The following is a 24,539-nucleotide window of genomic DNA, read 5'->3' on the forward strand; positions in this document are numbered from 1 at the left end:
CCTCCTTACTGCTGGGTCCAGTCCATACGCCGCTGCTGCTGGGGGCGCCGGGCGCGGTGACGGACGCGGTTGATCTCTTCCTCGTACTGCTGCTGGAAGGTGGAGTAGGCGGCCGCGGCGTTCTTGGCCGCGTCCCGCAAGTCGTCCGCGGACTTCTGGAGCTTGCGGGCGACCTTCTGTGCGCGGATGCGGGAGCCGAACGGCTTGCCCTCCGGGTCCGGCACTGCGGCCAGCACGCCCTTGAGGATTTCGGCGCCCATGGCCACCTCGATGGACATGGTCACGGCCGCCGCGCGCAGGGTGTTGCAGTAGTTCCGCAGCTGGGCGGGGGAGGTGAACTCCGGGGGCGCAAGCACGGATTCGGCGTGCGACCGGGACTGGTTCGTCCGGGCTGTGCGCTGCCCGTTCTTGTTGGTGGTCCGGTTGACGGTGACGTTGATGGGCGGGACGAACGAGCCGCCCATGGCGCCGACGAAACCGCCCGCGGCGGCTCCGACGTCGGCGAACTTGTTCGACTTGCCGTTGTCGTTGCGGCCGTTGTTGGGCTGAGCCATCAGGGGTCCCCTTCGGTCAGTTGGAGGTGCGGCGGACGATGAGCCATGCGGTCTGTGCGGCGATCAGGTTCAGCAGCCACCACAGCTCGAGCGGACCGGCCAGCGGGCCGAACCCCGCAGCCGCAGCGGCCCAGGCGATGCCGGAGGTGCCGAGCACGGCCGCGGCTATGCGCCAGCCCCACACCCCCGTGTTGGCGGCCGGACGGCGCCGCTGCGTCATGGCCAGCCACAGCAGCGGGCCCGCGGCGGCGGGGGCGAGCAGGAGGGCGGACCACCAGGCCAGCACGTGCAGGAGCGCGATGGTCGGGAAGGCCAGCAGCCCGAGGGCGAGCGGGACGAGCGCGCGGCGGTGCTTCCACAGCCACAGCGCCGCAGCGTCCAGGGCCAGGCGAGTCAGGGTCGGACGTTCGGGCACCACGACCACGAACGGGTCAGCGGAGCGGCGCCCGCGTTGGCGCGGGATACGGACAGTGGTGACACCCGCCGCCGTCTTCACGGTGCGGGCACGGGTACGGCTGGACACAGCGAATCTCCCTCAACAGGACTGGAGTGGAGTGGTCAGGCGGCGCGCTGTTCGTCGGGATAGGCGCAGGCCACGCACAGGCCGAGCGAGGTCGGGATGCAGTACCCGGCATCGGTCCCGCAGGCGGGGCAGGTGCGGCGGGCGAGCATCGCCGCGGCGAGCGCGGCCCGCTTCGCGGCCGTCATCGGCCGGACCTGCTTCGCCTGGTCGAGGCGGTACAAGAACGCGACTTGCACCCCGCCGCGGCGGCGGTTGGCTCGCATGACCTGCGCCTGTACCGGCTGCCCGCCGGGACGCAGCCCGCGGGCCCGTAACTGGCGCCTGGTGGCCAGCCCGTCCGGCGCCAGGCGCCACGGGAAGGTGGGGATGCCGTAGCGGGCGCCGGAGGGGTCGTAGCACTTGCCGAACGCCGGGGACATCAGACCGCCACCGCCTCACGCACGCGGTCGTTGTCGGCGGCCTCGGGGCTGGACACCTGGTCCCTGAGCCGTTGGTAGATCTTGTGGACGTAGGAGGTGGAACGGGTGGACTTCCGAGCTGCCTCCGCGATCGTCTCCCCCATCACCCAGCACGTGCGGATGACGTTCAACGCCTCATCCGCGGGCAGCTTCTCCGTCTCCGTTGCCTCGTCCTCGGCCGAGGTGGAAACCGAGGGAACGGTGAGCTCATACACCCGCCGGTCACCACAGATGACCAGCGACGACGGCTCTACCGCCGCCGGGACCGGCACGGGAGCCGGAACCGGGGCGGGCGGTGCGGGCGGTGCGGGGACCGGGGTGGACACCGGAGGGACAGGGGCGGATTCCACCGGAGCGTCCACCGCTTCCACCTCAGCGCGCAGTTCCGCGATTTTGCCGAGGATCGCGCGCCGGTAGTGCGTGATCGCTTCGGCCAAGACGATCAGGAGGACAGGGGGGATGGAGTGGAGCACCAGCCCCGCCGGATCCACCTGCCGAGGAACGCCGAACGCGCTTCCTTCCGGCCACAGGGAGCCCCAGCAGTTCATGACCCACGTGCCCAGACCGGCGAACCAGCGCAGCCCGGATGCCCACCCGGAGGGGTTCACGCCGTACTCCGACAACCGGCCGTCCACGATCAGAACGGCCCCGAGAGCGACCGCGACCATGGGATCCAGCAGCCACGCGATCCAGGGCGAGACCTCGTGCTGGATCGCGAACATCGTCACGTTCGTCGCGGTGAACGCGAGCGCCACCACGGCCACCAGCACCAGGACCGTCGTCAGCCCCGACTGGAGCCGGTTCAACGCGGCGATCTGGACGCGCAGCGGGGCGGACCTGCCGTTCATCGGGTCCCCCTACCCACGGCCGTAGCCGCGGCGGGGACGTCGCGGTAAGCGACCAGACGCAGCTCTGCACCCGCGTATGCGACGGTCAGGGACAGGGCACGGGTACGACCGCCGCCCTGCTCCCGGCAGTCCACCGCATCCGGGGCAATGCCCAGGGCATCACGCCACGCCTCGAAGCCATCCAGGCCATCGTGAAACGACAGCTCCAACTGGTTCAGGTAGATGGTGGACACGTGCACGCACGGCGCGGGCAGGTGCCCGAAGTCCACAGCCAGCAGGCGCAGCGCCCGCAGCGGCACGGCCAGATCATCGAGCGTCAACGGAACAGCCAGCTCGTGGAGCGCCAACACGTCGTTCACGCCCCCACCCCCGTCACCGGAGCGACCTGGTTGGTCAGCTCCAGCCGCGCGGCCAGCACCTTGCGGCGAGCCCGCCGCAGACGCCGCGTGTCCAGCTCCGACGCGGGCCGGTCCAGCAAGCTGATCTGCACGTCCAGCAACTCGACTTCCGCCTCGATCAGCGGCGTCTCGTACGCGATAGCGTCCAGCTCAGCGCCGGTCGGCTCACGGTCGGACAGGTCGGCGGTAACAACCGCCTGAAGTGCACCGATGGACTTCATAGGTCGTGGTTCCTTCCAAGGTGGAACGGCCTAGAACAGCGGCCCCGGTGTTCCAGCACCGGGGCCGCGCGCCGTTCATGGGTGGAGTGCCCCGGGCCGGATCCGATCCGGCGCCCTCACGGCGAGATGCCGGGGCTGGTTGTGCGTCGTCTCCTTCGGGAACACGAGCTCCCGTTTCAGGCAGAGACGTGACCTTTCGGTCTGTGCCCTCCGGTTGACCAGGGGTCCGGGTCCCTCGGCCCGCTCTGTCCCGGGCCCCTATTCGTGCGTCGGAGCAGCCCAAAGAAGGCCCTCCGCGCCGCCTCCGGTCTTGCTCGGTGGCGACGTGTTCAACATAGCCAACCTGCTTAAGCAGGTCAACCAAGATGGGTAGCTCGCCCAGGCTGGGCAGGTGCCTTACCATGGCGGAATGAGCCTTGACCCGAACGACGACCGACCGCCGTATATGCAGGTCAGCAGCGTTCTGCGAGCGGAAATCCTCACAAGGAAGTTCGAGCCCGGAACGCAGTTGCCGTCAGGCCCGGACCTGGCCAAGCGGTTCGAGGTAGCCCGCGGGACGGTGACCAGGGCGCTGGACTTGCTGAGGGACGAGGGGCTGATCGTGACCCGCAAGGGGTCCGGCTCTTTCGTGCGGGAGCGCACGGAACGACCGGTTGGCCTGCGTCCTCACCTCGAAATGGCCTTCGCGGATCCACACGTGACGGTGGACTTCGCGGGGTTCAGCAGCGAGACGTTGCACGGCGCAATGCAGGAACCACTCGACAAGATCCGCACAGGGCGACTCCGCCCCGAGTCGATCACGGTGCGGCTGCTCCTGCCTGACACCACAGCCCCCATGGCGGTGCCCACGCTCGTGGACGGCCTCGCGGACGACCCGGCCCTACGCAACCGTGCCCGGGACATCGCTCTAACGCACGCGGCCGGCATAAAGCACTCGGTCGAGGTGCTGGCCGAACTCGGCCTCGTCGAGAAGGCGACGGTAGAGGTCAAGGTCTACCGTGCAACGTCACTCTTCAAGCTCTACGTCCTGAATCACCGTGACGTGTTCTTCGGCTTCTATCCGCTGCGAGAGCGCACTCTCACGGTCGAGGGGGAAGCCCGCACGTTCTTCGACATCACCGGCAAGGACACGACGCTCTTCCATCACGCTGCTGGTCCTGACGGAGAGTCGATGGGGTCGCAGTACGTTCAGCAGGCCACGAAGTGGTTCGACAGCATCTGGGACACAATCGCCTACGACCGTGAGGCATGATTCATGGCACCCGAGACCCTCGATGGAACCCTGGCCCCCGTACGACACGTGCTACTCGACTTCGACGGCCCGGTGTGCTCGGTCTTCGCGGGCTTCTCTGCCGGTGACGTCACCCGAAGCCTGGTTGCACTCCTGCGTGGCCCGGACGGCCCGCCGCCGGGGCACGAGGAATCCGACCCCTTGGCGATGCTCCGCCGTATCGCTGAGACCCGGGAAGACCTGGTCTCAGCAGCGGACTCGCACCTCACCCAGCTAGAAGTCGAGGCCGTTGAGCGAGCCCGACCCACGCCGGGGGGCGTCGCCTTCATGGAAGCCTGTGCCGCTACCGGCCGCTCGGTGTGGGTAGTCAGCAACAACGCGACAGCGGCCATCGACCGGTACCTATCCGATCACGGACTCAGCGGCCTGGTCGCGGGCACTTTCGGTCGTACCGCCGGTCGGCCAGAGTCGATGAAGCCTTCGCCGGAACTCCTCATCGCAGCCATGCGCGCGGCTGACGCGAAGCCTGGCGAGTGCGTGTTCATCGGGGATGCGGTCCGGGACGTCGAGGCCGCCCATGCGGCCGACATGAAGACGATCGGGTACGCCAACAAGCCGGGCAAGGCAGATGCTCTGTCCGCGGCTGGAGCTGTCGCGGTGGTGACCTCCATGGAGACGCTGGCAGCAAGCGTCACCTGACATCAACGCTGACATCAACGTCCACGAACAACGGCTCACACGCACGCACCGTGACGCTCGATCAGCCTGGCTCGCCCCCGGGCGGTAGCGTCCCTCAGCTCGCCTGAAAAGCGGAAGGTCGCCGGTTCGACCCCGGCCCCAGCCACCGCAGCCCGCCAAGGGCGTACACCCCCTCCGGGGTTTCCTGGAGGGGGTGTTCTCGTATCGGCCCGTCATCCGTCAGCGCCGCCCGTCAGTCCGCCGCCCGCTCGGGTGTCGCCGGTTGATCGGTTCCGCAGTATCGGCACTTGGCGGCGGCTTCCGGGATGTCGCCGGACAGACAGGCCGGGCAGGTCTTGGCGGGCCCGGGGTCGCCGAACACGGTGATTCCGCGGCGCGCCTGGACGGCCTTGTACGGCACGACGATCAGGAAGTAGACCACCGCCATGAAGATGAGGAAGTAGATCAGCGCGGAGATGAACGAGCCGATGTCGAGGTAGGTGGTCTTGTTCCCGGTCTGGCCGAGCTGCCAGCCGAGACCGGCCGACTTGCCGCCCTGGGCGCGGGCGATGATCGGGTTGATGACGCTGTCGGTGAACGACTTGATCAAGGTGGAGAACGCCAGGGCGACGATCAGCCCCACCGCCACGACGATGACGTCGCCACGCATCAGGAAGTTCTTGAAGCCCTTGAACATGCTCCCAGGACAGTCGATCTTGGATGGGCCGACAACCGGAACTGCTCCGAGTGGCAGACCCCCGGCCGCCCCAGCGGCTACGGCCCGTCAGCGGTCATCGGGCCGGCGTACCGGTGTTTCGCGGCCGCCGGGGTGGCGGTGGCGCCAGGTCCAGAAGACGGTGCAGCTCAGCAGGGACCATCCGGCCAGCACCAGGAACGGGAAGGCGTGCTGGTACTCGCGAAAGTAGACCGCCGTGTGCTGCGCGTTGACGGAGGCGCCCGGGGGCAGCCAGCGGCCGATGTGGCCGAGGAGGGAGGGCAGCAGGGGCCAGGAGACCGCGCCGCCGGAGGAGGGGTTGCCGAGGAGCACCATCAGGCCCCAGGTCGGGATGAGCGACCACCGTCCGAAGAGGACGTTGAACATGGAGAAGACCATCCCGGAGGTGAACATCGTCAGCGCCAGGATCATCCAGGACTCCGCGAAGGGCAGGTCGACCGCGCCGAGGCCCCAGTCCACGATGGCCGCGATCGCGAAGCCGCCGAGCAGCGCGTACGCGATGGTGAAGGCGATCCGCTCCGCCGGTTCGAGGGCCCGTGCGTTCACGCTGAGCTGGATGGCGCCGATGAAGCCGATGACCACCGCGGCGAGCGAGATGTAGAAGATCGCGAGCCCGCGCGGATCGCCCGGCTGCAGCGGGTTCACGTCCCTGACCAGGACCGGCACCCCCAGCGCCCGGCCCACCTTCGGCCCGGCCGCGGTCAGCACCTGGGCCACCGACGAGCCCGAGGCGCTGGAGACGTCCATGCCCACGCCGCGGCCGTGCGGCCGGAGCACCACGAAGACGGTCTGCTGGTCGACGGCCTGCAGGGCGCGCTGGTGGGTGGGGTAGGCATGCAGCCGGAGCGAGGCGTCGAGGGCCTTCTCCATGCCGGCGACGAAGGCCTTCTCGGTGGGGGTGCCGGGGACCACGACGGCGGTGGGGATGCGGTGCGGGGTGGGGTTGGCGAAGGCGTAGGTGTACGAGCCGGCGAAGAGGCCCGCACCCGCGGCGATGATCACTACGACGACCGTCGCGGGGAAGTACGGAGAGTGTCTGAAAGTCGACCACCAGGACCAACGCCCCTGCTCACGCCCATCAACGCGCTCGCCGCCCTTCCCCCCGTCGGCCTGGTCGTCGCTCGCCTCATTGCCCATGAGGTCACGCTAGAACGGACATCACGGACATACCTCTCGACGTGGCCTGGACAACACCGGACAGAAATGGTTCGCCAGCCGTTTTCGAGAGGTGAGATCCTGGAGCCCGTATGTCCACCACGCCTGCCCCCGCCCTGTCCGCCCTGCTGGAGCGGCTGCCCGAGCTGATGCTGCGCGACCAGCAGCGGCTGGGGCGCCGGCTCGACGGCGCGCGCCGGATCCGTAAGCCCGAGGCCCGCGCGGCCGTGCTGGGCGAGATCGCCGATGACATCGAGCGGGCGGAGCTGCGGGTCGCCGACCGCCGCGCCGCCGTGCCCGCCGTCACCTACCCCGAAGAACTACCGGTCAGCCAGAAGAGGGACGACATCCTCGCCGCGGTCAGGGACCACCAGGTCGTGATCGTCGCGGGCGAGACCGGCTCCGGCAAGACCACCCAGATCCCCAAGATCTGCCTGGAGCTGGGCCGCGGCGTCAAGGGCCTGATCGGCCATACCCAGCCGCGCCGCATCGCGGCCCGTACGGTCGCCGAGCGCATCGCCGAGGAGCTGCGGTCGCCGCTGGGCGAGTCCGTCGGCTGGAAGGTCCGCTTCACCGACCAGGTGAGCCGGGACACCCACGTCAAGCTGATGACGGACGGCATCCTGCTGGCCGAGATCCAGACCGACCGCGAGCTGCGCCAGTACGACACGATCATCATCGACGAGGCCCATGAGCGCAGCCTCAACATCGACTTCCTGCTCGGCTATCTGGCCCAGCTGCTGCCCCGCCGCCCCGACCTCAAAGTCGTGATCACCTCCGCCACCATCGACCCCGAGCGCTTCTCCCGCCATTTCGGCGACGCGCCGATCGTCGAGGTCAGCGGCCGTACGTACCCGGTCGAGGTGCGCTACCGCCCGTTGCTGGAGGAGGGCGGCGAGGACAGCGACCGGGACCAGATCACCGCGATCTGCGACGCCGTGGACGAGCTTCAGGCCGAGGGCCCCGGCGACATCCTGGTCTTCCTCTCCGGCGAGCGGGAGATCCGGGACACCGCCGACGCGCTGAACAAGAAGCAGCTGCGGTCGACCGAGGTGCTGCCGCTGTACGCGCGGCTGTCGCATGCCGAGCAGCACCGGGTCTTCCAGCGCCACACCGGCCGCCGGATCGTCCTCGCCACCAACGTGGCGGAGACCTCGCTGACCGTCCCCGGCATCCGGTACGTGATCGACCCCGGCAGCGCCCGGATCTCCCGCTACAGCCACCGCACCAAGGTGCAGCGGCTGCCCATCGAGCCGATCTCCCAGGCCAGCGCCAATCAGCGCAAGGGCCGCTGCGGCCGTACCAGCGACGGCATCTGCGTCCGGCTGTACACCGAGGACGACTTCCTGACCCGCCCGGAGTTCACCGACGCGGAGATCCTGCGGACCAATCTGGCCTCCGTCATCCTCCAGATGACCGCCGCCGGGCTCGGGGACATCGAGAAGTTCCCGTTCATCGACCCGCCGGACCGGCGCAACATCAAGGACGGCGTCCAGCTGCTGGAGGAGCTGCACGCGCTGGACGGCGCGGAGAAGGACCCGCGCAAGCGGCTCACCCCGGTCGGGCGCAAACTCGCCCAGCTGCCCGTGGACCCCCGGCTGGCCCGGATGGTGCTGGAGGCCGACCGCAACGGCTGTGTCCGCGAGGTCATGGTGATCGCGGCGGCGCTGTCCATCCAGGACCCGCGCGAGCGGCCCGCCGACAAGCAGCAGCAGGCCGATCAGCAGCACGCCCGCTTCAAGGACGAGGGCAGCGACTTCCTGGCCTTCCTCAACCTGTGGAAGTACATCAGGGAGCGGCAGAAGGAGCTGTCGTCGTCCGCGTTCCGCCGGATGTGCCGCCAGGAGTTCCTGAACTACCTGCGCATACGCGAATGGCAGGACATCTACAGCCAGCTGCGTACGGTCGCCAAGACCATGGACATCGAGCTGTCCGACCAGGACGCGGCGCCGGACCACATCCATACGTCGCTGCTCGCCGGGCTGCTGTCCCACCTCGGCCTGAAGGACACCGAGAAGAACGAGTATCTGGGCGCGCGCAGCGCCAAGTTCGCGGTCTTCCCCGGTTCCGCGCTCTTCAAGAAGCCGCCGCGCTGGGTCATGTCGGCCGAGCTCGTGGAGACCTCGCGGCTGTGGGCGCGGGTCAACGCGAAGATCGAGCCGGAGTGGATCGAACCGCTCGCCCAGCATCTGGTCAAGCGCACCTACAGCGAGCCCCACTGGGAGCAGAAGCAGGCGGCCGTGATGGCGTACGAGAGGGTCACGCTGTACGGCGTGCCGATCGTCGCCCAGCGGAAGGTGAATTACGGCCGGTTCGACCCGGAGACCTGCCGGGATCTGTTCATCCGCAATGCCCTGGTGGAGGGCGACTGGCGCACGCACCACCAGTTCTTCCACGACAACCGCAAACTGCTCGGCGAGGTCGAGGAACTGGAACACCGCGCCCGGCGGCGCGACATCCTGGTCGACGACGAGACGCTGTTCGACTTCTACGATCAGCGGCTGCCCGAACACATCGTGTCCGGGGCGCATTTCGACTCCTGGTGGAAGCACAAACACCGCGAAGAACCGGAGCTTCTCAACTTCGAGAAGTCGATGCTCATCAACGAGCGGGCGGCGGGCGTCACCAAGGACGCCTATCCGGACTCCTGGCGCCAGGGGAAGCTCAAGTTCAGGGTGACGTACCAGTTCGAGCCGGGTGCGGACGCGGACGGCGTCACCGTCCACATTCCGCTCCAGGTGCTCAACCAGGTCACCCCGGACGGTTTCGACTGGCAGATCCCGGGGCTGCGCGAGGACTTGGTGACCGAGCTGATCCGGTCGCTGCCCAAGCCCATCCGCCGCAATTACGTCCCGGCGCCGAACTACGCCAAGCGATTCCTCGACACCACGGTCCCCCTCCAGGAGCCGCTGACGGCCGCGCTCTCCCGCGAGCTGCAGCGGATGGTGGGGGTGCGGATCGACCCGGAGGACTGGGATCCGGACAAGGTGCCGGGACACCTCAAGATCACCTTCCGGGTGGTCGACGAGCGGCGCCGCAATCTCGCCGAGGACAAGGACCTCGAGGCGCTGAAGCAGCGGCTGAAGCCCAAGACCCGGGCCGCCATCTCCAAAGCCTTCGAGAGCTCCAAAGAGGGCGGCGGCATCGAGCAGCGCACCGGGCTCACCCAGTGGTCGGTCGGCACCCTTCCGCGCACCTTCGAGACCCGCCGCGCGGGCCAGCCCGTCAAGGCGTACCCGGCGCTCGTGGACGAGGGCGCCTCGGTCGCCGTACGGCTCTTCGACACCGAGGCCGAGCAGCGGCAGGCGATGTGGCGCGGCACCCGCCGGCTGATCCTGCTGGGGCTGCCCGCGAGCCCGGCCAAGTTCGCCCAGGGGCAGCTGTCCAACCAGGCCAAGCTGGCGCTCTCGCGCAGCCCGCACGGCAGCGTGCCGGCCCTCTTCGAGGACTGTGTGGCCGCCTCCGCCGACCGGCTGATCGCGGCGCGCGGCGGCCCGGCGTGGGACGAGGAGGGCTTCCGCAAGCTCTTCGACGGGGTCCGGGCCGACATCATGGACGCGACGCTGGACACCGTACGGAAGGTCCAGGAGGTGCTGGCGGCCTGGCAGTCCTGCGAGCGGCGGCTGAAGGCCACCACGAGCCCCGTGCTGCTGACGTCCCTCGCGGACGTCAAGGAGCAGCTGGCGGAGCTCATCAAGCCCGGTTTCGTGACCGAGCACGGGGTGCGCCGCCTCCCGGACCTCATGCGCTATCTGGTGGCCGTCGACCGGCGGTTGCAGCAGCTCCCGACCAACGCCGAACGGGACCGCGCGCGGATGGCGAAGGTCAAGGAGATGCGGGACGAATACGCGTGGCTGCTGGAGCAGTTCCCGGCGGGCCGGCCGGTGCCTCAGGAGGCGCTGGAGATCCGCTGGATGATCGAGGAGCTGCGGGTGAGCTATTTCGCGCACGCCCTCGGCACCGCCTATCCGATCTCCGACAAGCGCATCGTGAAGGCCGTCGACGCGGCCGCGCCGTAGCGGGTGTGAGGGAGCGGGTGTGAGGGAGCGGGCGCGCGGCTCCCGGGCCCCTGTCCGGGCCGGGAGGGGCCCGGGAGCCCTGGAAGGCGCTCAGACGGCCTCTGGGGCGCCTTTACGGGCGCCCCAGGGCTCGTTGTGGGCCTCGGCCGGCTTGGCCCCACCTCGTACGGCGCCCGTACGGCACCCCGCAGAGCGCCCCGTACCGCCGCCGGGCGCGAGTTCGACCGCACCCCCTGACCTGCTGTAGAGTCTGTCTCCGCAGCGCACGAAAGAGCGCGGCAGCCAAACGGCGCAAGCCGTATGGTCCTGTGGAGCAGTTTGGAGTGCTCGCCACCCTGTCAAGGTGGAGGCCGCGGGTTCAAATCCCGTCAGGACCGCAGCGCGAAAGGCCCGGACCCGCACAGAGGTCCGGGCCTTTCGGCGTCTTGACGGCGGCACGTACCAGAGGTACCCAAGCTAGAAGGCGACATGGGGGCGCGCGGGAGGTACGGCTCATGACGACATCCGCGAGGCACGAAACCAGGGCGTTGCTCCGTGCGCATCTAGCGGCCGCCACGGGCTATCGCCACTTCACCCGGCACTGTCCTATCTGCCATCGACTGCTGCGGCTCGCCATGGAACCGGCGAAGGATGCGGCGGCGGATTCCCGATCCGCGGAGACCGATGGCGACTCGGCGACAACTCAGTAAGCCCTTACCGCAGTTGCCGAGCGCGCGACAAGTATTGTGCGGTGTGACGGGAGTCACCGAATGGGCTTGCGGCGTGAGGGAACTTACACCCGTCCTACTACAAGTCAATTTAATATGTGCAATTGCACCGCCCATCCAAGACCCGGGAAGACCTCCGGAATGGGCGATTCCGGGTCGACCCGCCCACCCGTTCCGGCCCTCTCACAACATCGCGCCACGGCGTGTTACCGGTGAGTCACCAAGCCATCCGTAGCACCCCGGCAGACCCGGGCGGACCTCGGCAGACACCCCAAGCAGGGCATAAAAAGATCGCGCTGGACCCGGCGGAGTCCAGCGCGATCGACGACGCACCCATGTGTCGAGCGGGCGTGGGCCTGTTGGGGCAGGCGCCAGTCGTTTGGAGCCACGGGCGGGATTCCGACTGGGGGGCCGGAAAATGCCCGGTTAAGCGGTTGTTCAGGCCTCGCTGCGCTGCTGCGGGATGCCCGCCAGAAGGGCACGGACCTCCGCTTCGCGGTAGCGCCGATGCCCTCCGAGCGTGCGGATGGACGTGAGCTTGCCTGCCTTGGCCCACCGCGTGACCGTCTTCGGGTCCACGCGGAACATCGTGGCAACCTCAGCCGGGGTCAGCAGCGGCTCGGCATCAGGGGTGCGAGCGGTCATGAGCGGCCTCCTCGGGAGAACCGAACCATCACGGTTCTTTCCTCTAAATTCTGCACCTTGACCCACGTTGCCCGAAATGGCGGACGCGGGCCGAGTCGGTTATAGGACGAACGGCTTGTCCTCGGCACTACAACTACACCATCCGTCCAGCCCCGTCGGCCAAACCGATGGAATTGCCCTCTCAGGTGTTCAACCTCGACGGAAGCCGATGGACCATGTCATAGCGGACAGTCACGCGGCCGTGACGATCAGTCACAACAGGATCAGGGGCAACAGACCCCGCCAAGGAGTGCAATACCGATGATTCCGCCCATAGTTGAGCGGAAGGAGCCCTTCCCGGGCTCCTTGTCCTATTTTGACACGAGGGTGGGGGATTGCCGCAAGGCCCGAAGTCAGTGCTTTAGGTCACGATTGAGGCATAGGCCCGGATCGGGACCTACGTCCCGCCCGTCCAATGCTGTCCGGCTTAGCGGCCTTATCGGCCTCGCCGACTCCGTCGACCCCGTTGGTCTTCCACGCATGCGCGCGCCATCGCCACGCCATCCCCGTGTCCCCGTTCATCCCCGTGCGTCCCCGTACATCCCCGTGCCAGTGGCCCGGCCGGGCCGACCGGCTCAGCTCGCGTTCTGCCGGCCGCGGACCGCTGTCCAGCGCTCCGTCAGCCGCTGGTACGCGCTCCCCGCCCGCTCCCCGTCCCCGTCGCGCAGCGCCGCGAGACCCTCCGCCACATCGGCGGCGGAACGGTCGTCGTCAAGCTGCCCCGGGGGCACCGCGTGCACCAGGCCGCCGTAGTCGAGCTCGACCAGCGAACGCGGATGGAATTCCTCGAGCCACCGACCAACATCTACCAGGCCGTCGATCAGTGGACCCTCACCGAGGCCATCTTTGAGCACCTTCAGTCCGCGCGCCACTCGACGCCTGGCCTGGACCATGGGGGTCCGGTAGCGGAGCAGCGGCCCGTGTTCTCCCTTGTAGCTTTTTTCGTATTCCCGCTCGTCGTCCGCGAAGAGCACGAACCAGCGCACCGGCACATGCCAGGTCGCCGATCTGATCCACGGCCGGGCGTCCGGGTTGCGTTCCAGCCACTGCTCGTAGTCCGCCGCCGCCTGCCGGCGCACCATCGGGGGCAGCACGGCGTCCAGCAGCGACGCCGGGAACTGCTCGGTGAGCTCTTCCAGGGCCAGCCAGCCGCGCAGCCGGGTGCGCCACGGACAGACGCAGGTGACGCCGTCCACGACCGCCACAAAGGCGTCGCTGCTCTCGTGCACGGGCACCGCCACGGGCGGCACCGGCAGCAGGTCGGCCAGCGAGCGCCGCAGCTCGTCCTGGGCGCCCGGGAGATCGTCCCGCTTGGCGTAGCGTGCCCAGTGGGAGCGTTCGGGCTCGGGAAAGGCCGCCAGCGGCTCGTAGACCCTCAGGTACGCCGCGTACGGGACAACCACCGATGACGCCAGGGTCACGCGCGCTCCCTCAAGGCCGACGAAACAGTCCGCCAGGGGCCGCTTGTCCCCGGCTGCCCGCATCGTCCCACGCCCGGCCCGGGCGCTCGCCGCCCCCATCGGGACTCGGCGCCGACCGTGCCGTTCCGAGCCGACCCCAAGGGCTTACGCTCTTGCCCACCGGCCCTCCCCACCAGCAAGGAGGGCGTCCACAACGCGGCATATGGGAGTCACCACAGTGACCGACGTACGTCATACCGTCAGCGTCGACGGTCCGACGGGCAGCGCAGCACCCGATTCTTCGTCCGCCCTCACCACGCTCTTCGCCTCCGATCAGGGCGGCCATGAGCAGGTCCTGCTCTGCCAGGACCGCGCGAGCGGCCTGAAGGCCGTCATCGCCATCCACTCGACCGCCCTGGGCCCGGCCCTCGGCGGCACCCGCTTCCACGCCTACGCCTCCGAGACGCGCCCCGAAGAAGCGGCCGTCATGGACGCGCTCAACCTCGCCCGCGGCATGTCCTACAAGAACGCGCTGGCCGGGCTCGACCACGGCGGCGGCAAGGCCGTGATCATCGGCGACCCGGAGCAGATCAAGACCGAGGAGCTGCTGCTGGCCTACGGCCGCTTCGTGGCCTCCCTCGGCGGCCGCTACGTCACCGCCTGCGACGTCGGCACCTATGTCGCCGACATGGACGTCGTCGCCCGCGAGTGCCCCTGGACCACCGGCCGCTCCCCCGAGGCCGGCGGCGCGGGCGACTCCTCCGTGCTCACCGCCTACGGCGTCTTCCAGGGCATGCGGGCCAGCGCCCAGGCCTCCTGGGGCGCGCCCACGCTGCGCGGCCGCCGGGTCGGCATCGCGGGCGTCGGCAAGGTCGGTCACCATCTCGTCGCCCACCTGCTGGAGGACGGCGCCGAGGTCGTGGTCACCGATGTGCGGGCCGAGTCGGTCGAGCGGGTCCGCGCCCGCCACCCCGAGGTGACGGCCGTCGCGGACACCGACGCCCTGATCCGGTCCGACCTCGACGTCTACGCTCCGTGCGCGCTCGGCGGCGCCCTCGACGACGTCACCGTGCCCGCGCTGACGGCGCGCGTGGTGTGCGGGGCCGCCAACAACCAGCTGGCCCACCCCGGGGTCGAGAAGGACCTCGCCGACCGCGGGATCCTGTACGCCCCGGACTACGTGGTGAACGCGGGCGGTGTGATCCAGGTCGCGGACGAACTGCACGGTTTCGACTTCGACCGGGCCAAGGCCAAGGCGGCAAAGATTTTCGATACGACTTTGGCCATTTTCGATCGGGCACAGGCCGATGGAATTCCGCCCGCAGCGGCCGCCGACCGGCTGGCCGAACAGCGCATGGCCGAGGGCCGCCACGCCTAGCCGGCACTCCCGACAACCGCGTCCGAAGGGCGTACCGGGCCCCGGCGCGGCCTCGTGCCGCCCGGGGCCCGCCCGGTGGTGTCGGGGGCCCGTACGGAGCGCGTACGGAGCCCGTACGGGACGGATACGGGACGGATACAGGGCCGTACGGAGCCATCGGGGAGAGATCCCTCACGACCCGTCGGCGGGTCGGCGTCCAGGACACGTTAAAATCGCAGCTGACCAGCGGGTACAGGGCTGCCCGCCGGTTGTGCGACGTGGCACGTCATACGGGCGACGTACCGTATGGCCACAGAAGCAGGTACCGTTGAAGCCCTACGGGCCGGGTTCTCTTTCGAGAGTCCGCTCTGAATTATGAACATGAACGCGTGTCAAGACTCTGGGGCCGTCGAGCCCCGTCGTTAAGGGGGTCGAGCCATGGGGCGCGGCCGGGCCAAGGCCAAGCAGACGAAGGTCGCCCGCCAGCTGAAGTACAACAGCGGTGGGACTGACCTCTCACGCCTGGCTGATGAGCTGGGCGCATCGCCATCGAACCCGCCGCCGAATGGCGAGCAGTTCGAGGACGATGAGCTGGACAACGACCCGTACGCACAGTACGCGGATCTGTACAACGACGACGATGACGAGGACGACGCCGACGAACAGTCGGGGCCGGCCGCGCAGCGTCGTCGCGCCTGACCATTCATTTCAGGTCGTTTCAGGCGCTCGGCTGCGAGCCGCACCTCCGCCGGTCCGGGGCATCCGCCTCGGACCGGCTTCTGTGCTGTCTTCACGGTCGGCGCCGTCTTCACGCTCGGCTCGCCGTCAGCTCGCGTAGTCGCCGGTCATGGACACGGCCTCGGCGTGCTCGGCGGTCCGCTCGACGATCTCGCCGCTGACCCATGCCTCGACGCCGCGGTCCGCGAGTGTGGCAAGCGCCACATCGACCGACTCCCCGGGCACGACGGCCATCATGCCGACGCCCATGTTCAGGGTCTTCTCCAGCTCCGCCCGCTCGACCGAGCCCACGGTCCCGACCAGGCCGAAGACCGGGCCCGGGGTCCAGGTGGAGCGATCGACCACCGCGCGCAGCCCGTCCGGGACGACCCGCGCCAGGTTGTTCGCGAGCCCGCCGCCGGTGATATGCGAGAAGGCGTGCACCTCGGTGGTCCGAGTGAGGGCCAGACAGTCCAGCGAGTAGATCCGGGTGGGCTCCAGCAGCTCCTCCCCCAGCGTCCGGCCGAGCTCCGGAACCTCCCGGTCCAGCGACCAGCCGGCCCGCTCGAAGAGCACATGGCGGACGAGTGAGTACCCGTTCGAGTGAAGTCCGGACGACTCCATGGCGATCACGGCGTCACCCGTCCGGATACGATCCGCGCCCAGCACCCGGTCGGCCTCGACCACGCCCGTACCGGCGCCGGCCACATCGAACTCATCGGCGCCCAGCAGCCCCGGGTGCTCGGCGGTCTCGCCGCCCACCAGAGCGCAGCCCGCCAGCGCACACCCCTCGGCGATGCCCTTGACGATGGCGGCGACCCGCTCCGGATACACCTTGCCGACGCAGATGTAGTCGGTCATGAACAGCGGCTCGGCGCCGCAGACCACCAGGTCGTCCACGACCATGCCGACCAGGTCGCGGCCGATGGTGTCGTAGACCCCCATCCGGCGCGCCAGGTCCACCTTGGTGCCGACCCCGTCGGTGGCCGAGGCCAGCAGCGGCCGCTCGTAGCGCTTGAGGGCGGAGGCGTCGAAGAGCCCGGCGAAGCCGCCGAGGCCGCCCACGACCTCGGGGCGGGTGGCCTTCTTCACCCACTCCTTCATCAGCTCGACCGCGCGGTCGCCCGCCTCGATGTCGACGCCCGCGCTCGCGTACGTGGACCCGGCCGTGCCCGGGGAAGGCTCAGACATGACGTTGAGATCTTTCGTGTGGTGGTGAAAAGGGAGCTCTTGAGGCGCTCTCCACGCGCACTGGACGTACGGCCGCGCTGGACGTACGGCCGGCCCTGAGGCCGACCGCCCTACCGACGGCCGCCTACGGGCGACCGGCCGCCTGGGGACGCCTAGGGACGCCGCAGCGCGTCCGCGCCGCCGACACCCGCGGTCAGGGTCGCCACACCGTCCGCGTCGCTGCGGACCGGAGCCTGCGTCTCCGCCTCCAGGAGGTGCTTGCCGAGCAGTTCGGGGTCCGGAAGCTCCATCGGGTACTCACCGTCGAAGCAGGCCCGGCACAGGTTCCCCTTGGCGATCGTGGTCGCCTCGATCATCCCGTCCGTGGAGATGTACGCGAGCGAGTCCGCGCCCAGCGACTTGCCGATCTCCTCGACCGACAGCCCGTTGGCGATCAGCTCGGCCCGGGTCGCGAAGTCGATGCCGAAGAAGCACGGCCACTTGATGGGCGGGCTGCTGATGCGGATGTGCACCTCCGCCGCCCCGGCCTCGCGCAACATCCGGACCAGCGCGCGCTGGGTGTTGCCGCGGACGATCGAGTCGTCGACGACCACCAGGCGCTTGCCCCGGATGACCTCCTTCAGCGGGTTCAGCTTGAGCCGGATACCCAGCTGGCGGATGGTCTGCGAGGGCTGGATGAAGGTCCGGCCCACATACGCGTTCTTGACCAGCCCCGAGCCGTACGGGATCCCGCTGGCCTCCGCGTAGCCCACGGCGGCCGGGGTGCCGGACTCCGGGGTGGCTATCACCAGGTCGGCGTCTGCCGGGGCCTCGGCGGCCAGCCTGCGGCCCATCTCCACCCGGGACAGATACACGTTCCGGCCGGCGATATCGGTGTCCGGGCGGGCCAGGTAGACGTACTCGAAGACGCAGCCCTTGGGGCGCGGCTCCGCGAACATCGTCGAGCGCAGTCCGTTCTCGTCGATCGCGACCATCTCACCGGGCTCGATCTCCCGGATGAACGAGGCGCCGCAGATGTCGAGGGCGGCGGTCTCGGATGCCAGCACCCAGCCGCGCTCCAGGCGGCCGAGGACCAGCGGGCGGACGCCCTGCGGGTCACGGGCGCCGTAGAGGGTCTGCTCGTCCATGAAGACGAGGCTGAAAGCACCCTTGACGTCGGGCAGCACGATCGGGGCCGCCTGCTCGACGGTCAGCGGCTTGCCGTCCTTGTCGACCTGCCCCGCGAGCAGGGCGGTGACCAGGTCGGTGTCGTTGGTCGCGGCCACCTGGGTGGCGCGGCCGTTGCCCCGGGGCAGCGCCGCGACCATCTCGGCGAGCTGGGCGGTGTTGACCAGGTTTCCGTTGTGGCCCAGCGCGATCGAGCCATGGGCGGTCGCGCGGAAGGTCGGCTGCGCGTTCTCCCACACCGAGGCACCGGTGGTGGAGTAGCGGGCGTGACCGACCGCGATATGACCTTGGAGAGAGCTGAGGGAGGTTTCGTCGAAGACCTGGGAAACCAGGCCCATGTCCTTGAAGACCAGGATCTGGGAGCCGTTGCTCACCGCGATGCCCGCGGACTCCTGTCCGCGGTGCTGCAGTGCGTACAGCCCGAAATAGGTGAGTTTGGCGACCTCTTCGCCCGGAGCCCAGACTCCGAAGACGCCACAGGCGTCTTGGGGGCCCTTCTCTCCGGGGAGCAGGTCGTGGCTGAGTCGTCCGTCACCACGTGGCACGTCGTCGAGTCTAGGCCAGTTCCGCGGCACCTCCGAACGAGGGACCGCCAGGGGGGCGTAAGTCACATTCCCGGAAGGCCTTCCGGACCTTCCGGAAGGCCCCTTCGAACGCGCCCGCAGACCGGGCCGCGGCGCGCCGGACGCCCCCGGACGCCTTGGTACGCCCGGCCCGTCAGCCCAGCAGCGGCAGGTAGGGCGCGATATCGGCCCGCTCGCCGCTCGCCGTGACCTCGGCCTCCTCGACCGCCTCGGACCAGTCCAGACGGCCCGTGGCGAGACGGATCCAGGTCAGCGGGGCCGTCTCGACGACGTTCGGAGGCGTGCCACGGGTGTGCCGCGGCCCCTCGACGCACTGCACGACCGCGTACGGCGGGACGCGGACCTCGACCGAGCCCCCGGGCGCCTTCGCCGCGAGCGCGTCGGCGAGCAGGCGCGTGGCGGCGGCCAGGGCCTGGCGGTCGTACGGAAGGTCGTACGGGACGGAGGCGCCGAGCGCGGCCGCCAGGTCGTCGGTGTGCACGACCAGCTCGACACAGCGGGTGACCAGGAAGTCGTCGAGCCGCATCGCCCCCGCCCGGGTCGCCAGCAGCCGGTCGCCGGGGGCATCGGGCACCAGCTCGGCGAAGCGCGCGGCGGCCCGGTCCAGCAGCTCGGCCGGCTCCGCGCTCGCCGCCAGTACGCGGGTTTTCTCGTCGATGTCGCCGGCGCGCGGGGCTGTCGTGGCCACCCAGCCGGTGGCGGTGACCTCCCGCGCGGGCGGCGCGGGCTGCTCCAGATGGCGCGCGACCGCCTCCACGGCCATCGACAGATGCGCGACCAGCTCGCGGACCGTCCAGCCGCCGAGCCGGGTCGGCGCGCCCAGCCGCTCCTCGTCCAGGCCGCGCACCGCCTCCCGTACATGCTCGAACTGCGCGGTCACGGCGGCGCGCGTCTTGGCCAGGTCATAGGTGCGGGCACGGGCACGGGGCGGCATGCGGCCGAGCTTATCGAGCAGCCCCACGGAGGAGCCCCGATAAGCATGGACAGCCCGGGGACGGCGGCAGAGGATGGAAGAGAAAGCGAGAGAAATCAGCACGAAAGGCGTGAACCGCCATGGCTGAGCACCCGGATTGCGCCCTGATCCGCCGCGGCTACGAAGCGTTCATCGGCGGCGACATGGAAACCCTGTCAGAGCTGATGACCACCGACGTGACCCACCACGTCCCCGGCGAGAGCTCCATATCCGGACATCACAAGGGCCGCGAGGCCTGCGTCCAGCTGTACCGCCGCCAGTACGACGTCACCGGCGGCACCCTGCGCGTCGAACTGGAGACGCTGGCGGCCGACGGGCGCGGGCATGTGATCTCCGTCCACCGGTGCCGCGCGGAGCGCGAGGACCGCGGCCTCGATATGAAGGAAGGCATGTTCTTCACGATCGTCGGCGGGAAGATCAGCGACATCGACGAATGCCATGAGGACATCGACGCCTCGAACGCGTTCTGGCGCTGACCGCCACCGCCATGAAGCGGCCCCGCCCCCTGTGTGACGGCAGGGAGCGGGGCTTGTTCCGTATCTCGGACGAGTCTCAGACGAGCAGGCCCGGGATCGTCGCCTCGTGTGCTTCCTTGAGCTCCGCCAGCGGAATGCCGAACTGGCCCTGGACGTCGATCGCGTCCCCGTCCACCACGCCGATCCGGGCCGCCGGAAGCCCCCGCGCCCCGCACATGTCGTTGAAGCGGACTTCCTCGCTGCGCGGAACGGCCACCACGGCCCGGCCCGCCGACTCCGACAACAGGAAGACGAACGGGGCAATCCCGTCGGGTACGACGATCCGGGCGCCCTTGCCACCGCGCAGACACGACTCGACCAGGGCCTGGATCAGACCGCCGTCGGACAGATCGTGCGCCGCGTCGACCATGCCGTCGCGCGAGGCCGAGATCAGGATCTCGCCGAGCAGCCGCTCGCGCTCCAGGTCCACCTTCGGCGGCAGCCCGCCGAGGTGGTCATGGATGGTCTGCGACCAGGCCGAACCGCCGAACTCCTGCTCGGTGTCGCCGAGCAGGTACAGCAGCTGGCCCTCCTCCGCGAAGCCGATCGGGGTGCGGCGCGCCACATCGTCGATCACGCCGAGGACGGCGACGACCGGCGTCGGGTGGATGGCCACGTCCCCGGTCTGGTTGTACAGGGAGACATTGCCGCCGGTGACCGGGGTGCCCAGGGTCAGACAGCCGTCGGCCAGGCCGCGGGTGGCCTCGGCGAACTGCCACATGACCGCCGGGTCCTCGGGCGAGCCGAAGTTCAGACAGTCGGAGATCGCCAGCGGCTTGGCGCCGGAGGCGGCGACATTGCGGTACGCCTCGGCGAGCGCGAGCTGCGCGCCCGCGTACGGGTCGAGCTTGGCGTAGCGGCCGTTGCCGTCCGTGGCGACCGCGACGCCGAGGCCGGTCTCCTCGTCGATACGGACCATGCCGGAGTCCTCGGGCTGGGCGAGGACCGTGTTGCCCTGGACGAAGCGGTCGTACTGGTCGGTGATCCAGGACTTGGAGGCCTGGTTCGGCGAGGAGACGACCTTGAGGACCTGCTCGCGCAGCTCATCGGCGGTCGCCGGGCGCGGCAGCTTGTTCGCGTCGTCGGCCTGGAGCGCGTCCTGCCACTCCGGGCGGGCGTATGGGCGCTCGTACACCGGGCCCTCGTGGGCGACCGTGCGCGGCGGGACGTCGACGATCTGCTCGCCGTGCCAGAAGATCTCCAGCCGCTCGCCCTCGGTGACCTCACCGATGACGGTGGCGATGACGTCCCACTTCTCGCAGATCTCCAGGAAGCGGTCGACCTTGTCCGGCTCGACGATCGCGCACATTCTTTCCTGCGACTCGCTCATGAGGATCTCCTCGGGCGAGAGGGTCGCGTCGCGCAGATGCACCGTGTCCAGCTCGACCCGCATACCGCCGGAGCCGGCCGAGGCCAGCTCGCTGGTGGCGCAGGAGAGCCCGGCGCCGCCGAGGTCCTGGATGCCGGCGACCAGGTTCTCCTTGAAGATCTCCAGGGTGCACTCGATGAGCAGCTTCTCCTGGAAGGGGTCGCCGACCTGGACGGCGGGGCGCTTCGTCGGCTTCGTATCGTCGAAGGTCTCGGAGGCGAGTACGGAGACGCCGCCGATACCGTCGCCGCCGGTGCGGGCGCCGTAGAGGATGACCTTGTTGCCCGTGCCCGAGGCCTTGGCGAGGTGGATGTCCTCGTGCTTCATGACGCCCACGCACAGCGCGTTGACCAGCGGGTTGCCCTGGTAGCAGGGGTCGAAGACGACCTCGCCGCCGATGTTGGGCAGGCCCAGACAGTTGCCGTAGCCGCCGACGCCCGCGACCACACCGGGCAGCACCCGCTTGGTGTCGGGGTGGTCGGCGGCGCCGAAGCGCAGCGGGTCCATCACCGCGACCGGGCGGGCGCCCATGGCGAGGATGTCGCGGACGATGCCGCCCACGCCGGTGGCCGCGCCCTGGTACGGCTCGATATAGGAGGGGTGGTTATGCGACTCGACCTTGAAGGTGACCGCATAGCCCTGGCCGACGTCGACCACGCCCGCGTTCTCGCCGATACCGACGAGCAGTGCGTCGGAGGCGGGGGCCTTGTCGCCGAACTGCCGCAGATGGACCTTGCTCGACTTGTACGAGCAGTGCTCGGACCACATGACGGAGTACATGGCCAGCTCGGCGCCGGTCGGGCGGCGGCCGAGGATGGCGCGGATGCGCTCGTACTCGTCCTGCTTGAGGCCGAGCTCGGCCCAGGGCTGCTGGACGTCCGGGGTCTGTTCCGCGTGCTTGACGGTGTCCAGGCTCATGCGTCAACCAGGTTCTTGAGGATCGAGGTGAAGAATCCGAGCCCGTCGGTGCGCCCGGTGCCGATCAGCGGCTCGACGGCGTGCTCGGGGTGCGGCATGAGGCCGACGACATTGCCCGCCTCGTTGGTGATGCCGGCGATGTCGCGCAGCGAACCATTCGGATTGCTGCGTTCTTTGGGGGGGTACCCCCCAAGCCCCCCGCCTTCGTAACGGAAGGCGACACGGCCCTCGGCTTCAAGTTCATCCAGAACCCGCTCGTCGGCCACATAGCGGCCGTCGATGTTCTTGAGCGGGATGTTGATCTCCTGGCCCTGCTCGTAGGAGCGGGTCCAGGCGGTCTCGGCGTTTTCCACTCGCAACTTCTGATCACGGCAGATGAAGTGCAGATGGTTGTTCCGCAGCATCGCACCGGGCAGCAGATGAGTCTCGGTGAGAACCTGGAAACCATTGCAGATGCCAAGTACGGGCATGCCCGCCTTCGCCTGCTCGATCACCGACTCCATTACCGGGGAGAAGCGGGAGATCGCTCCGGCCCGCAGATAGTCGCCATACGAGAAGCCACCCGGCAGCACGACCGCGTCGACCTGCTTGAGGTCCTTGTCGCGGTGCCACAGCGGTACGGCCTCAAGACCGGCGACCCGGACCGCGCGCTGGGTGTCGCGGTCGTCGAGCGTGCCGGGGAAGGTGATGACTCCGACGCGTGCGGTCACGACTCCGCCCGCGCGGCGAGGGCGGCATCCGCGGCCTGGTCGGCCTCGATCCGCACGGTGAAGTCCTCGATCACGGTGTTGGCGAGGAAGGTCTCCGCGATCTCGCGGATACGGGCGAGGGCGGCATCGTCGACCGGGCCCTCCACCTCGAGTTCAAAGCGCTTGCCCTGACGGACGTCGGCGATCCCCTCGAAACCCAGACGGGGCAGCGCGCGCTGCACCGCCTGTCCCTGGGGGTCGAGGATCTCCGGCTTGAGCATGACGTCGACTACGACGCGTGCCACTGGCACTCCCGGTGGTGTGGTGCTGGTGCGTAAGGCGGTTCGCCCAGCGTACCCCGGCCCAAAATCTACGCGGGTAGATGAGCCTCGCCTTCCGTCACGTTTAAGCATCGGCGCCACCATCCACTGGGGAAAGTTCCAGGAAAAACGTATGGTCCCGATTGCGGCGTGACACGCGGGCAGAATTAGTGGGGCTTCACAATGCATTGCTCGCCGCTGTACAAATGAAAAAGCATTGTTCACTAACAACAGGACAGCTGCCATCTTTGCACGTCAACGCATCGATGCAGCCCGAAAGGACCGATATCCCGTGGCGCAGCGCGTAGTAGTCACGCTCTCCGACGACATCGACGGGGGTCAGGCGGAGGAGACGGTCTCGTTCGGACTTGACGGCAGGGCGTACGAGATCGACCTCAACACTGCCAATGCGGAGAAACTCCGCGGCCTTCTCGAGCCCTACGTGGAAGCCGGCCGCAAGCGGGCCCGCTCCGGCAAGGCGTACCGCCGCACCTCCGTCGCCCCCGACCCGGCCGCGGTCCGCGCCTGGGCCCGGTCGCACGGCATGGAGGTCCCGCCGCGCGGCCGGATCCCCAAGAAGGTCTACGAGGCGTTCAACGCGTCGAACTGAGCGGCCACTGAGCGGCCTCCGCCGCCGAGTTGCACACCCACCCTGGTGATCCGCTAGAGTCTGGATCACGCCGAGGGGCCAGGCCGGAAGGCAAACCCCGAGGAACATGCGGGTGTAGCTCAGTAGTAGAGCGCCCTCTTTCCAAGAGGGAGGCGCAGTGTGCAATCCCTGTCACCCGCTCGCATCGCCTTACCGAACCACTCCGGTGGATCGGGTAGGGTGATGGACACGCCGATCGGCGAGAGCCGGTCGGATGCCACGCGGGTGTAGCTCAGTAGTAGAGCGCCCCCTTTCCAAGGGGGAGGCGCAGTGTGCGATCCCTGTCACCCGCTCTCATCATCGCCTCGACCACCTCGGTGGATGAGGTAGAGTGATGCCGCGCCGGTTGGTGAAAGCCAGTCGGATGCATGCGGACGTGGCTCAGTTGGTAGAGCATCACCTTGCCAAGGTGAGGGTCGCGAGTTCGAATCTCGTCGTCCGCTCCATGGCCTTGAGGCGCCGGTCTAATCGACCGGCG

General features: G+C 69.1%; 24 protein-coding genes and 4 tRNA genes. 12 read left to right on the forward strand and 16 right to left on the reverse strand.

What is annotated here, in order from left to right; translation table 11 throughout:
* Window positions 1–5: 5 nt before the first annotated feature.
* From traA to ACWDSL_RS26040, 6 genes are read right to left on the reverse strand one after another with little or no spacing between them, the layout of a single operon-like run.
* Window positions 6–554 carry a plasmid transfer protein TraA gene (gene traA, locus ACWDSL_RS26015; RefSeq protein ID WP_450489270.1) on the reverse strand — a complete coding sequence of 183 codons (549 nt, stop codon included), beginning with the start codon at window positions 552–554 and terminating at the stop codon, window positions 6–8.
* 16 nt (window positions 555–570) lie between these two features.
* Window positions 571–1,077 carry a hypothetical protein gene (locus ACWDSL_RS26020; RefSeq protein WP_450489272.1) on the reverse strand — a complete coding sequence of 169 codons (507 nt, stop codon included), beginning with the start codon at window positions 1,075–1,077 and terminating at the stop codon, window positions 571–573.
* 35 nt (window positions 1,078–1,112) lie between these two features.
* Window positions 1,113–1,496, reverse strand: a complete 384-nt coding sequence (locus tag ACWDSL_RS26025) for an RRQRL motif-containing zinc-binding protein (protein WP_450489274.1) — start codon at window positions 1,494–1,496, stop codon at window positions 1,113–1,115.
* Complete coding sequence (locus ACWDSL_RS26030) at window positions 1,496–2,383, reverse strand: hypothetical protein (protein ID WP_450489276.1); 888 nt, start codon at window positions 2,381–2,383, stop codon at window positions 1,496–1,498. The genes ACWDSL_RS26025 and ACWDSL_RS26030 overlap by 1 nt, the downstream gene beginning before the upstream one ends.
* Window positions 2,380–2,742 carry a hypothetical protein gene (locus ACWDSL_RS26035; protein ID WP_450489278.1) on the reverse strand — a complete coding sequence of 121 codons (363 nt, stop codon included), beginning with the start codon at window positions 2,740–2,742 and terminating at the stop codon, window positions 2,380–2,382. Before ACWDSL_RS26035 ends, ACWDSL_RS26030 begins: the two co-directional genes overlap by 4 nt.
* Complete coding sequence (locus ACWDSL_RS26040) at window positions 2,739–3,002, reverse strand: DUF6284 family protein (RefSeq protein ID WP_450489279.1); 264 nt, start codon at window positions 3,000–3,002, stop codon at window positions 2,739–2,741. Before ACWDSL_RS26040 ends, ACWDSL_RS26035 begins: the two co-directional genes overlap by 4 nt.
* A gap of 409 nt (window positions 3,003–3,411) precedes the next feature.
* Between ACWDSL_RS26040 and ACWDSL_RS26045 the strand changes: the two genes are divergently transcribed.
* Both ACWDSL_RS26045 and ACWDSL_RS26050 read left to right on the forward strand, forming a co-directional pair.
* On the forward strand, window positions 3,412–4,254 hold the full coding sequence (locus ACWDSL_RS26045; RefSeq protein ID WP_385112789.1) for a GntR family transcriptional regulator: 843 nt from the start codon (window positions 3,412–3,414) through the stop codon (window positions 4,252–4,254).
* Between the two features lie 3 nt (window positions 4,255–4,257).
* Window positions 4,258–4,932: an HAD family hydrolase gene (locus tag ACWDSL_RS26050; RefSeq protein ID WP_450489281.1), complete on the forward strand. Its 675-nt coding sequence runs from the start codon at window positions 4,258–4,260 to the stop codon at window positions 4,930–4,932.
* Window positions 4,933–5,164: 232 nt separating this feature from the next.
* Here ACWDSL_RS26050 and ACWDSL_RS26055 read toward each other — a convergent pair whose 3' ends face one another.
* Together ACWDSL_RS26055 and ACWDSL_RS26060 are read right to left on the reverse strand one after the other, a co-directional pair.
* Entirely contained in the window at window positions 5,165–5,608 is a 444-nt protein-coding gene (locus ACWDSL_RS26055) for a large conductance mechanosensitive channel protein MscL (RefSeq protein WP_450489283.1), read from the reverse strand.
* An 87-nt stretch (window positions 5,609–5,695) separates the two neighbouring features.
* Window positions 5,696–6,784 (reverse strand): ABC transporter permease, encoded by a 1,089-nt coding sequence (locus tag ACWDSL_RS26060; RefSeq protein WP_450489285.1) that lies wholly within the window; start codon window positions 6,782–6,784, stop codon window positions 5,696–5,698.
* 110 nt (window positions 6,785–6,894) lie between these two features.
* On the opposite strand from ACWDSL_RS26060, the gene hrpA reads away from it, so the two are divergent.
* The 3 genes from hrpA to ACWDSL_RS26075 all read left to right on the forward strand — a co-directional run bounded on the left by hrpA (window position 6,895) and on the right by ACWDSL_RS26075 (window position 11,510).
* Window positions 6,895–10,821 carry an ATP-dependent RNA helicase HrpA gene (gene hrpA / locus ACWDSL_RS26065; protein WP_450489287.1) on the forward strand — a complete coding sequence of 1,309 codons (3,927 nt, stop codon included), beginning with the start codon at window positions 6,895–6,897 and terminating at the stop codon, window positions 10,819–10,821.
* Window positions 10,822–11,123: 302 nt separating this feature from the next.
* Window positions 11,124–11,198, forward strand: a tRNA-Asp gene (locus ACWDSL_RS26070).
* Window positions 11,199–11,315: 117 nt separating this feature from the next.
* Window positions 11,316–11,510, forward strand: coding sequence for a DUF6274 family protein (locus ACWDSL_RS26075; protein WP_450489289.1), 195 nt, complete (start codon window positions 11,316–11,318; stop codon window positions 11,508–11,510).
* Between the two features lie 456 nt (window positions 11,511–11,966).
* Here the strand turns inward: ACWDSL_RS26075 and bldC are convergent, their stop codons facing one another.
* Together bldC and ACWDSL_RS26085 are read right to left on the reverse strand one after the other, a co-directional pair.
* The gene (bldC, locus tag ACWDSL_RS26080; RefSeq protein ID WP_003949541.1) at window positions 11,967–12,173 is read right to left on the reverse strand and encodes a developmental transcriptional regulator BldC; all 207 of its coding nucleotides are present in this window, start codon (window positions 12,171–12,173) and stop codon (window positions 11,967–11,969) included.
* A 614-nt stretch (window positions 12,174–12,787) separates the two neighbouring features.
* Entirely contained in the window at window positions 12,788–13,633 is an 846-nt protein-coding gene (locus ACWDSL_RS26085; protein WP_450489291.1) for a hypothetical protein, read from the reverse strand.
* Between the two features lie 202 nt (window positions 13,634–13,835).
* On the opposite strand from ACWDSL_RS26085, the gene ACWDSL_RS26090 reads away from it, so the two are divergent.
* Together ACWDSL_RS26090 and ACWDSL_RS26095 are read left to right on the forward strand one after the other, a co-directional pair.
* Complete coding sequence (locus tag ACWDSL_RS26090; RefSeq protein ID WP_450489293.1) at window positions 13,836–14,990, forward strand: Leu/Phe/Val dehydrogenase; 1,155 nt, start codon at window positions 13,836–13,838, stop codon at window positions 14,988–14,990.
* A gap of 417 nt (window positions 14,991–15,407) precedes the next feature.
* Window positions 15,408–15,668, forward strand: a complete 261-nt coding sequence (locus tag ACWDSL_RS26095) for a DUF3073 domain-containing protein (RefSeq protein ID WP_450489295.1) — start codon at window positions 15,408–15,410, stop codon at window positions 15,666–15,668.
* A 126-nt stretch (window positions 15,669–15,794) separates the two neighbouring features.
* On the opposite strand, the gene purM is transcribed toward ACWDSL_RS26095, so the two are convergent.
* The 3 genes from purM to ACWDSL_RS26110 form a co-directional block, all read right to left on the reverse strand.
* A complete protein-coding gene (gene purM, locus ACWDSL_RS26100; protein ID WP_450489297.1) occupies window positions 15,795–16,877 on the reverse strand; it encodes a phosphoribosylformylglycinamidine cyclo-ligase in 1,083 nt (360 codons plus the stop codon).
* 152 nt (window positions 16,878–17,029) lie between these two features.
* Window positions 17,030–18,589: an amidophosphoribosyltransferase gene (purF, locus tag ACWDSL_RS26105; RefSeq protein WP_450489299.1), complete on the reverse strand. Its 1,560-nt coding sequence runs from the start codon at window positions 18,587–18,589 to the stop codon at window positions 17,030–17,032.
* 172 nt (window positions 18,590–18,761) lie between these two features.
* Window positions 18,762–19,562 (reverse strand): sterol carrier family protein, encoded by an 801-nt coding sequence (locus ACWDSL_RS26110; RefSeq protein WP_450489301.1) that lies wholly within the window; start codon window positions 19,560–19,562, stop codon window positions 18,762–18,764.
* 119 nt (window positions 19,563–19,681) lie between these two features.
* On the opposite strand from ACWDSL_RS26110, the gene ACWDSL_RS26115 reads away from it, so the two are divergent.
* Window positions 19,682–20,077, forward strand: a complete 396-nt coding sequence (locus ACWDSL_RS26115; protein ID WP_450489303.1) for a nuclear transport factor 2 family protein — start codon at window positions 19,682–19,684, stop codon at window positions 20,075–20,077.
* Between the two features lie 76 nt (window positions 20,078–20,153).
* Here ACWDSL_RS26115 and purL read toward each other — a convergent pair whose 3' ends face one another.
* Genes purL through purS form a run of 3 tightly spaced genes read right to left on the reverse strand, consistent with a single transcriptional unit; the run spans window position 20,154 to window position 23,397 of the window.
* Complete coding sequence (gene purL, locus ACWDSL_RS26120; RefSeq protein WP_450489305.1) at window positions 20,154–22,403, reverse strand: phosphoribosylformylglycinamidine synthase subunit PurL; 2,250 nt, start codon at window positions 22,401–22,403, stop codon at window positions 20,154–20,156.
* Window positions 22,400–23,113: a phosphoribosylformylglycinamidine synthase subunit PurQ gene (purQ, locus tag ACWDSL_RS26125; protein ID WP_450489307.1), complete on the reverse strand. Its 714-nt coding sequence runs from the start codon at window positions 23,111–23,113 to the stop codon at window positions 22,400–22,402. Before purQ ends, purL begins: the two co-directional genes overlap by 4 nt.
* Entirely contained in the window at window positions 23,110–23,397 is a 288-nt protein-coding gene (purS, locus tag ACWDSL_RS26130; RefSeq protein WP_089504656.1) for a phosphoribosylformylglycinamidine synthase subunit PurS, read from the reverse strand. The genes purQ and purS overlap by 4 nt, the downstream gene beginning before the upstream one ends.
* Before the next feature lie 307 nt (window positions 23,398–23,704).
* Here purS and ACWDSL_RS26135 point away from each other — a divergent pair, with 307 nt between their 5' ends.
* From ACWDSL_RS26135 to ACWDSL_RS26150, 4 genes are all read left to right on the forward strand, one after another.
* Window positions 23,705–24,022: a histone-like nucleoid-structuring protein Lsr2 gene (locus tag ACWDSL_RS26135; RefSeq protein ID WP_450489309.1), complete on the forward strand. Its 318-nt coding sequence runs from the start codon at window positions 23,705–23,707 to the stop codon at window positions 24,020–24,022.
* Window positions 24,023–24,130: 108 nt separating this feature from the next.
* Window positions 24,131–24,202: transfer RNA gene (locus ACWDSL_RS26140), tRNA-Gly, on the forward strand.
* 80 nt (window positions 24,203–24,282) lie between these two features.
* Window positions 24,283–24,354, forward strand: a tRNA-Gly gene (locus ACWDSL_RS26145).
* A gap of 77 nt (window positions 24,355–24,431) precedes the next feature.
* Window positions 24,432–24,507, forward strand: a tRNA-Gly gene (locus ACWDSL_RS26150).
* Window positions 24,508–24,539 lie beyond the last annotated feature (32 nt).

This window comes from Streptomyces sp. NPDC000941 (genome assembly GCF_053599555.1).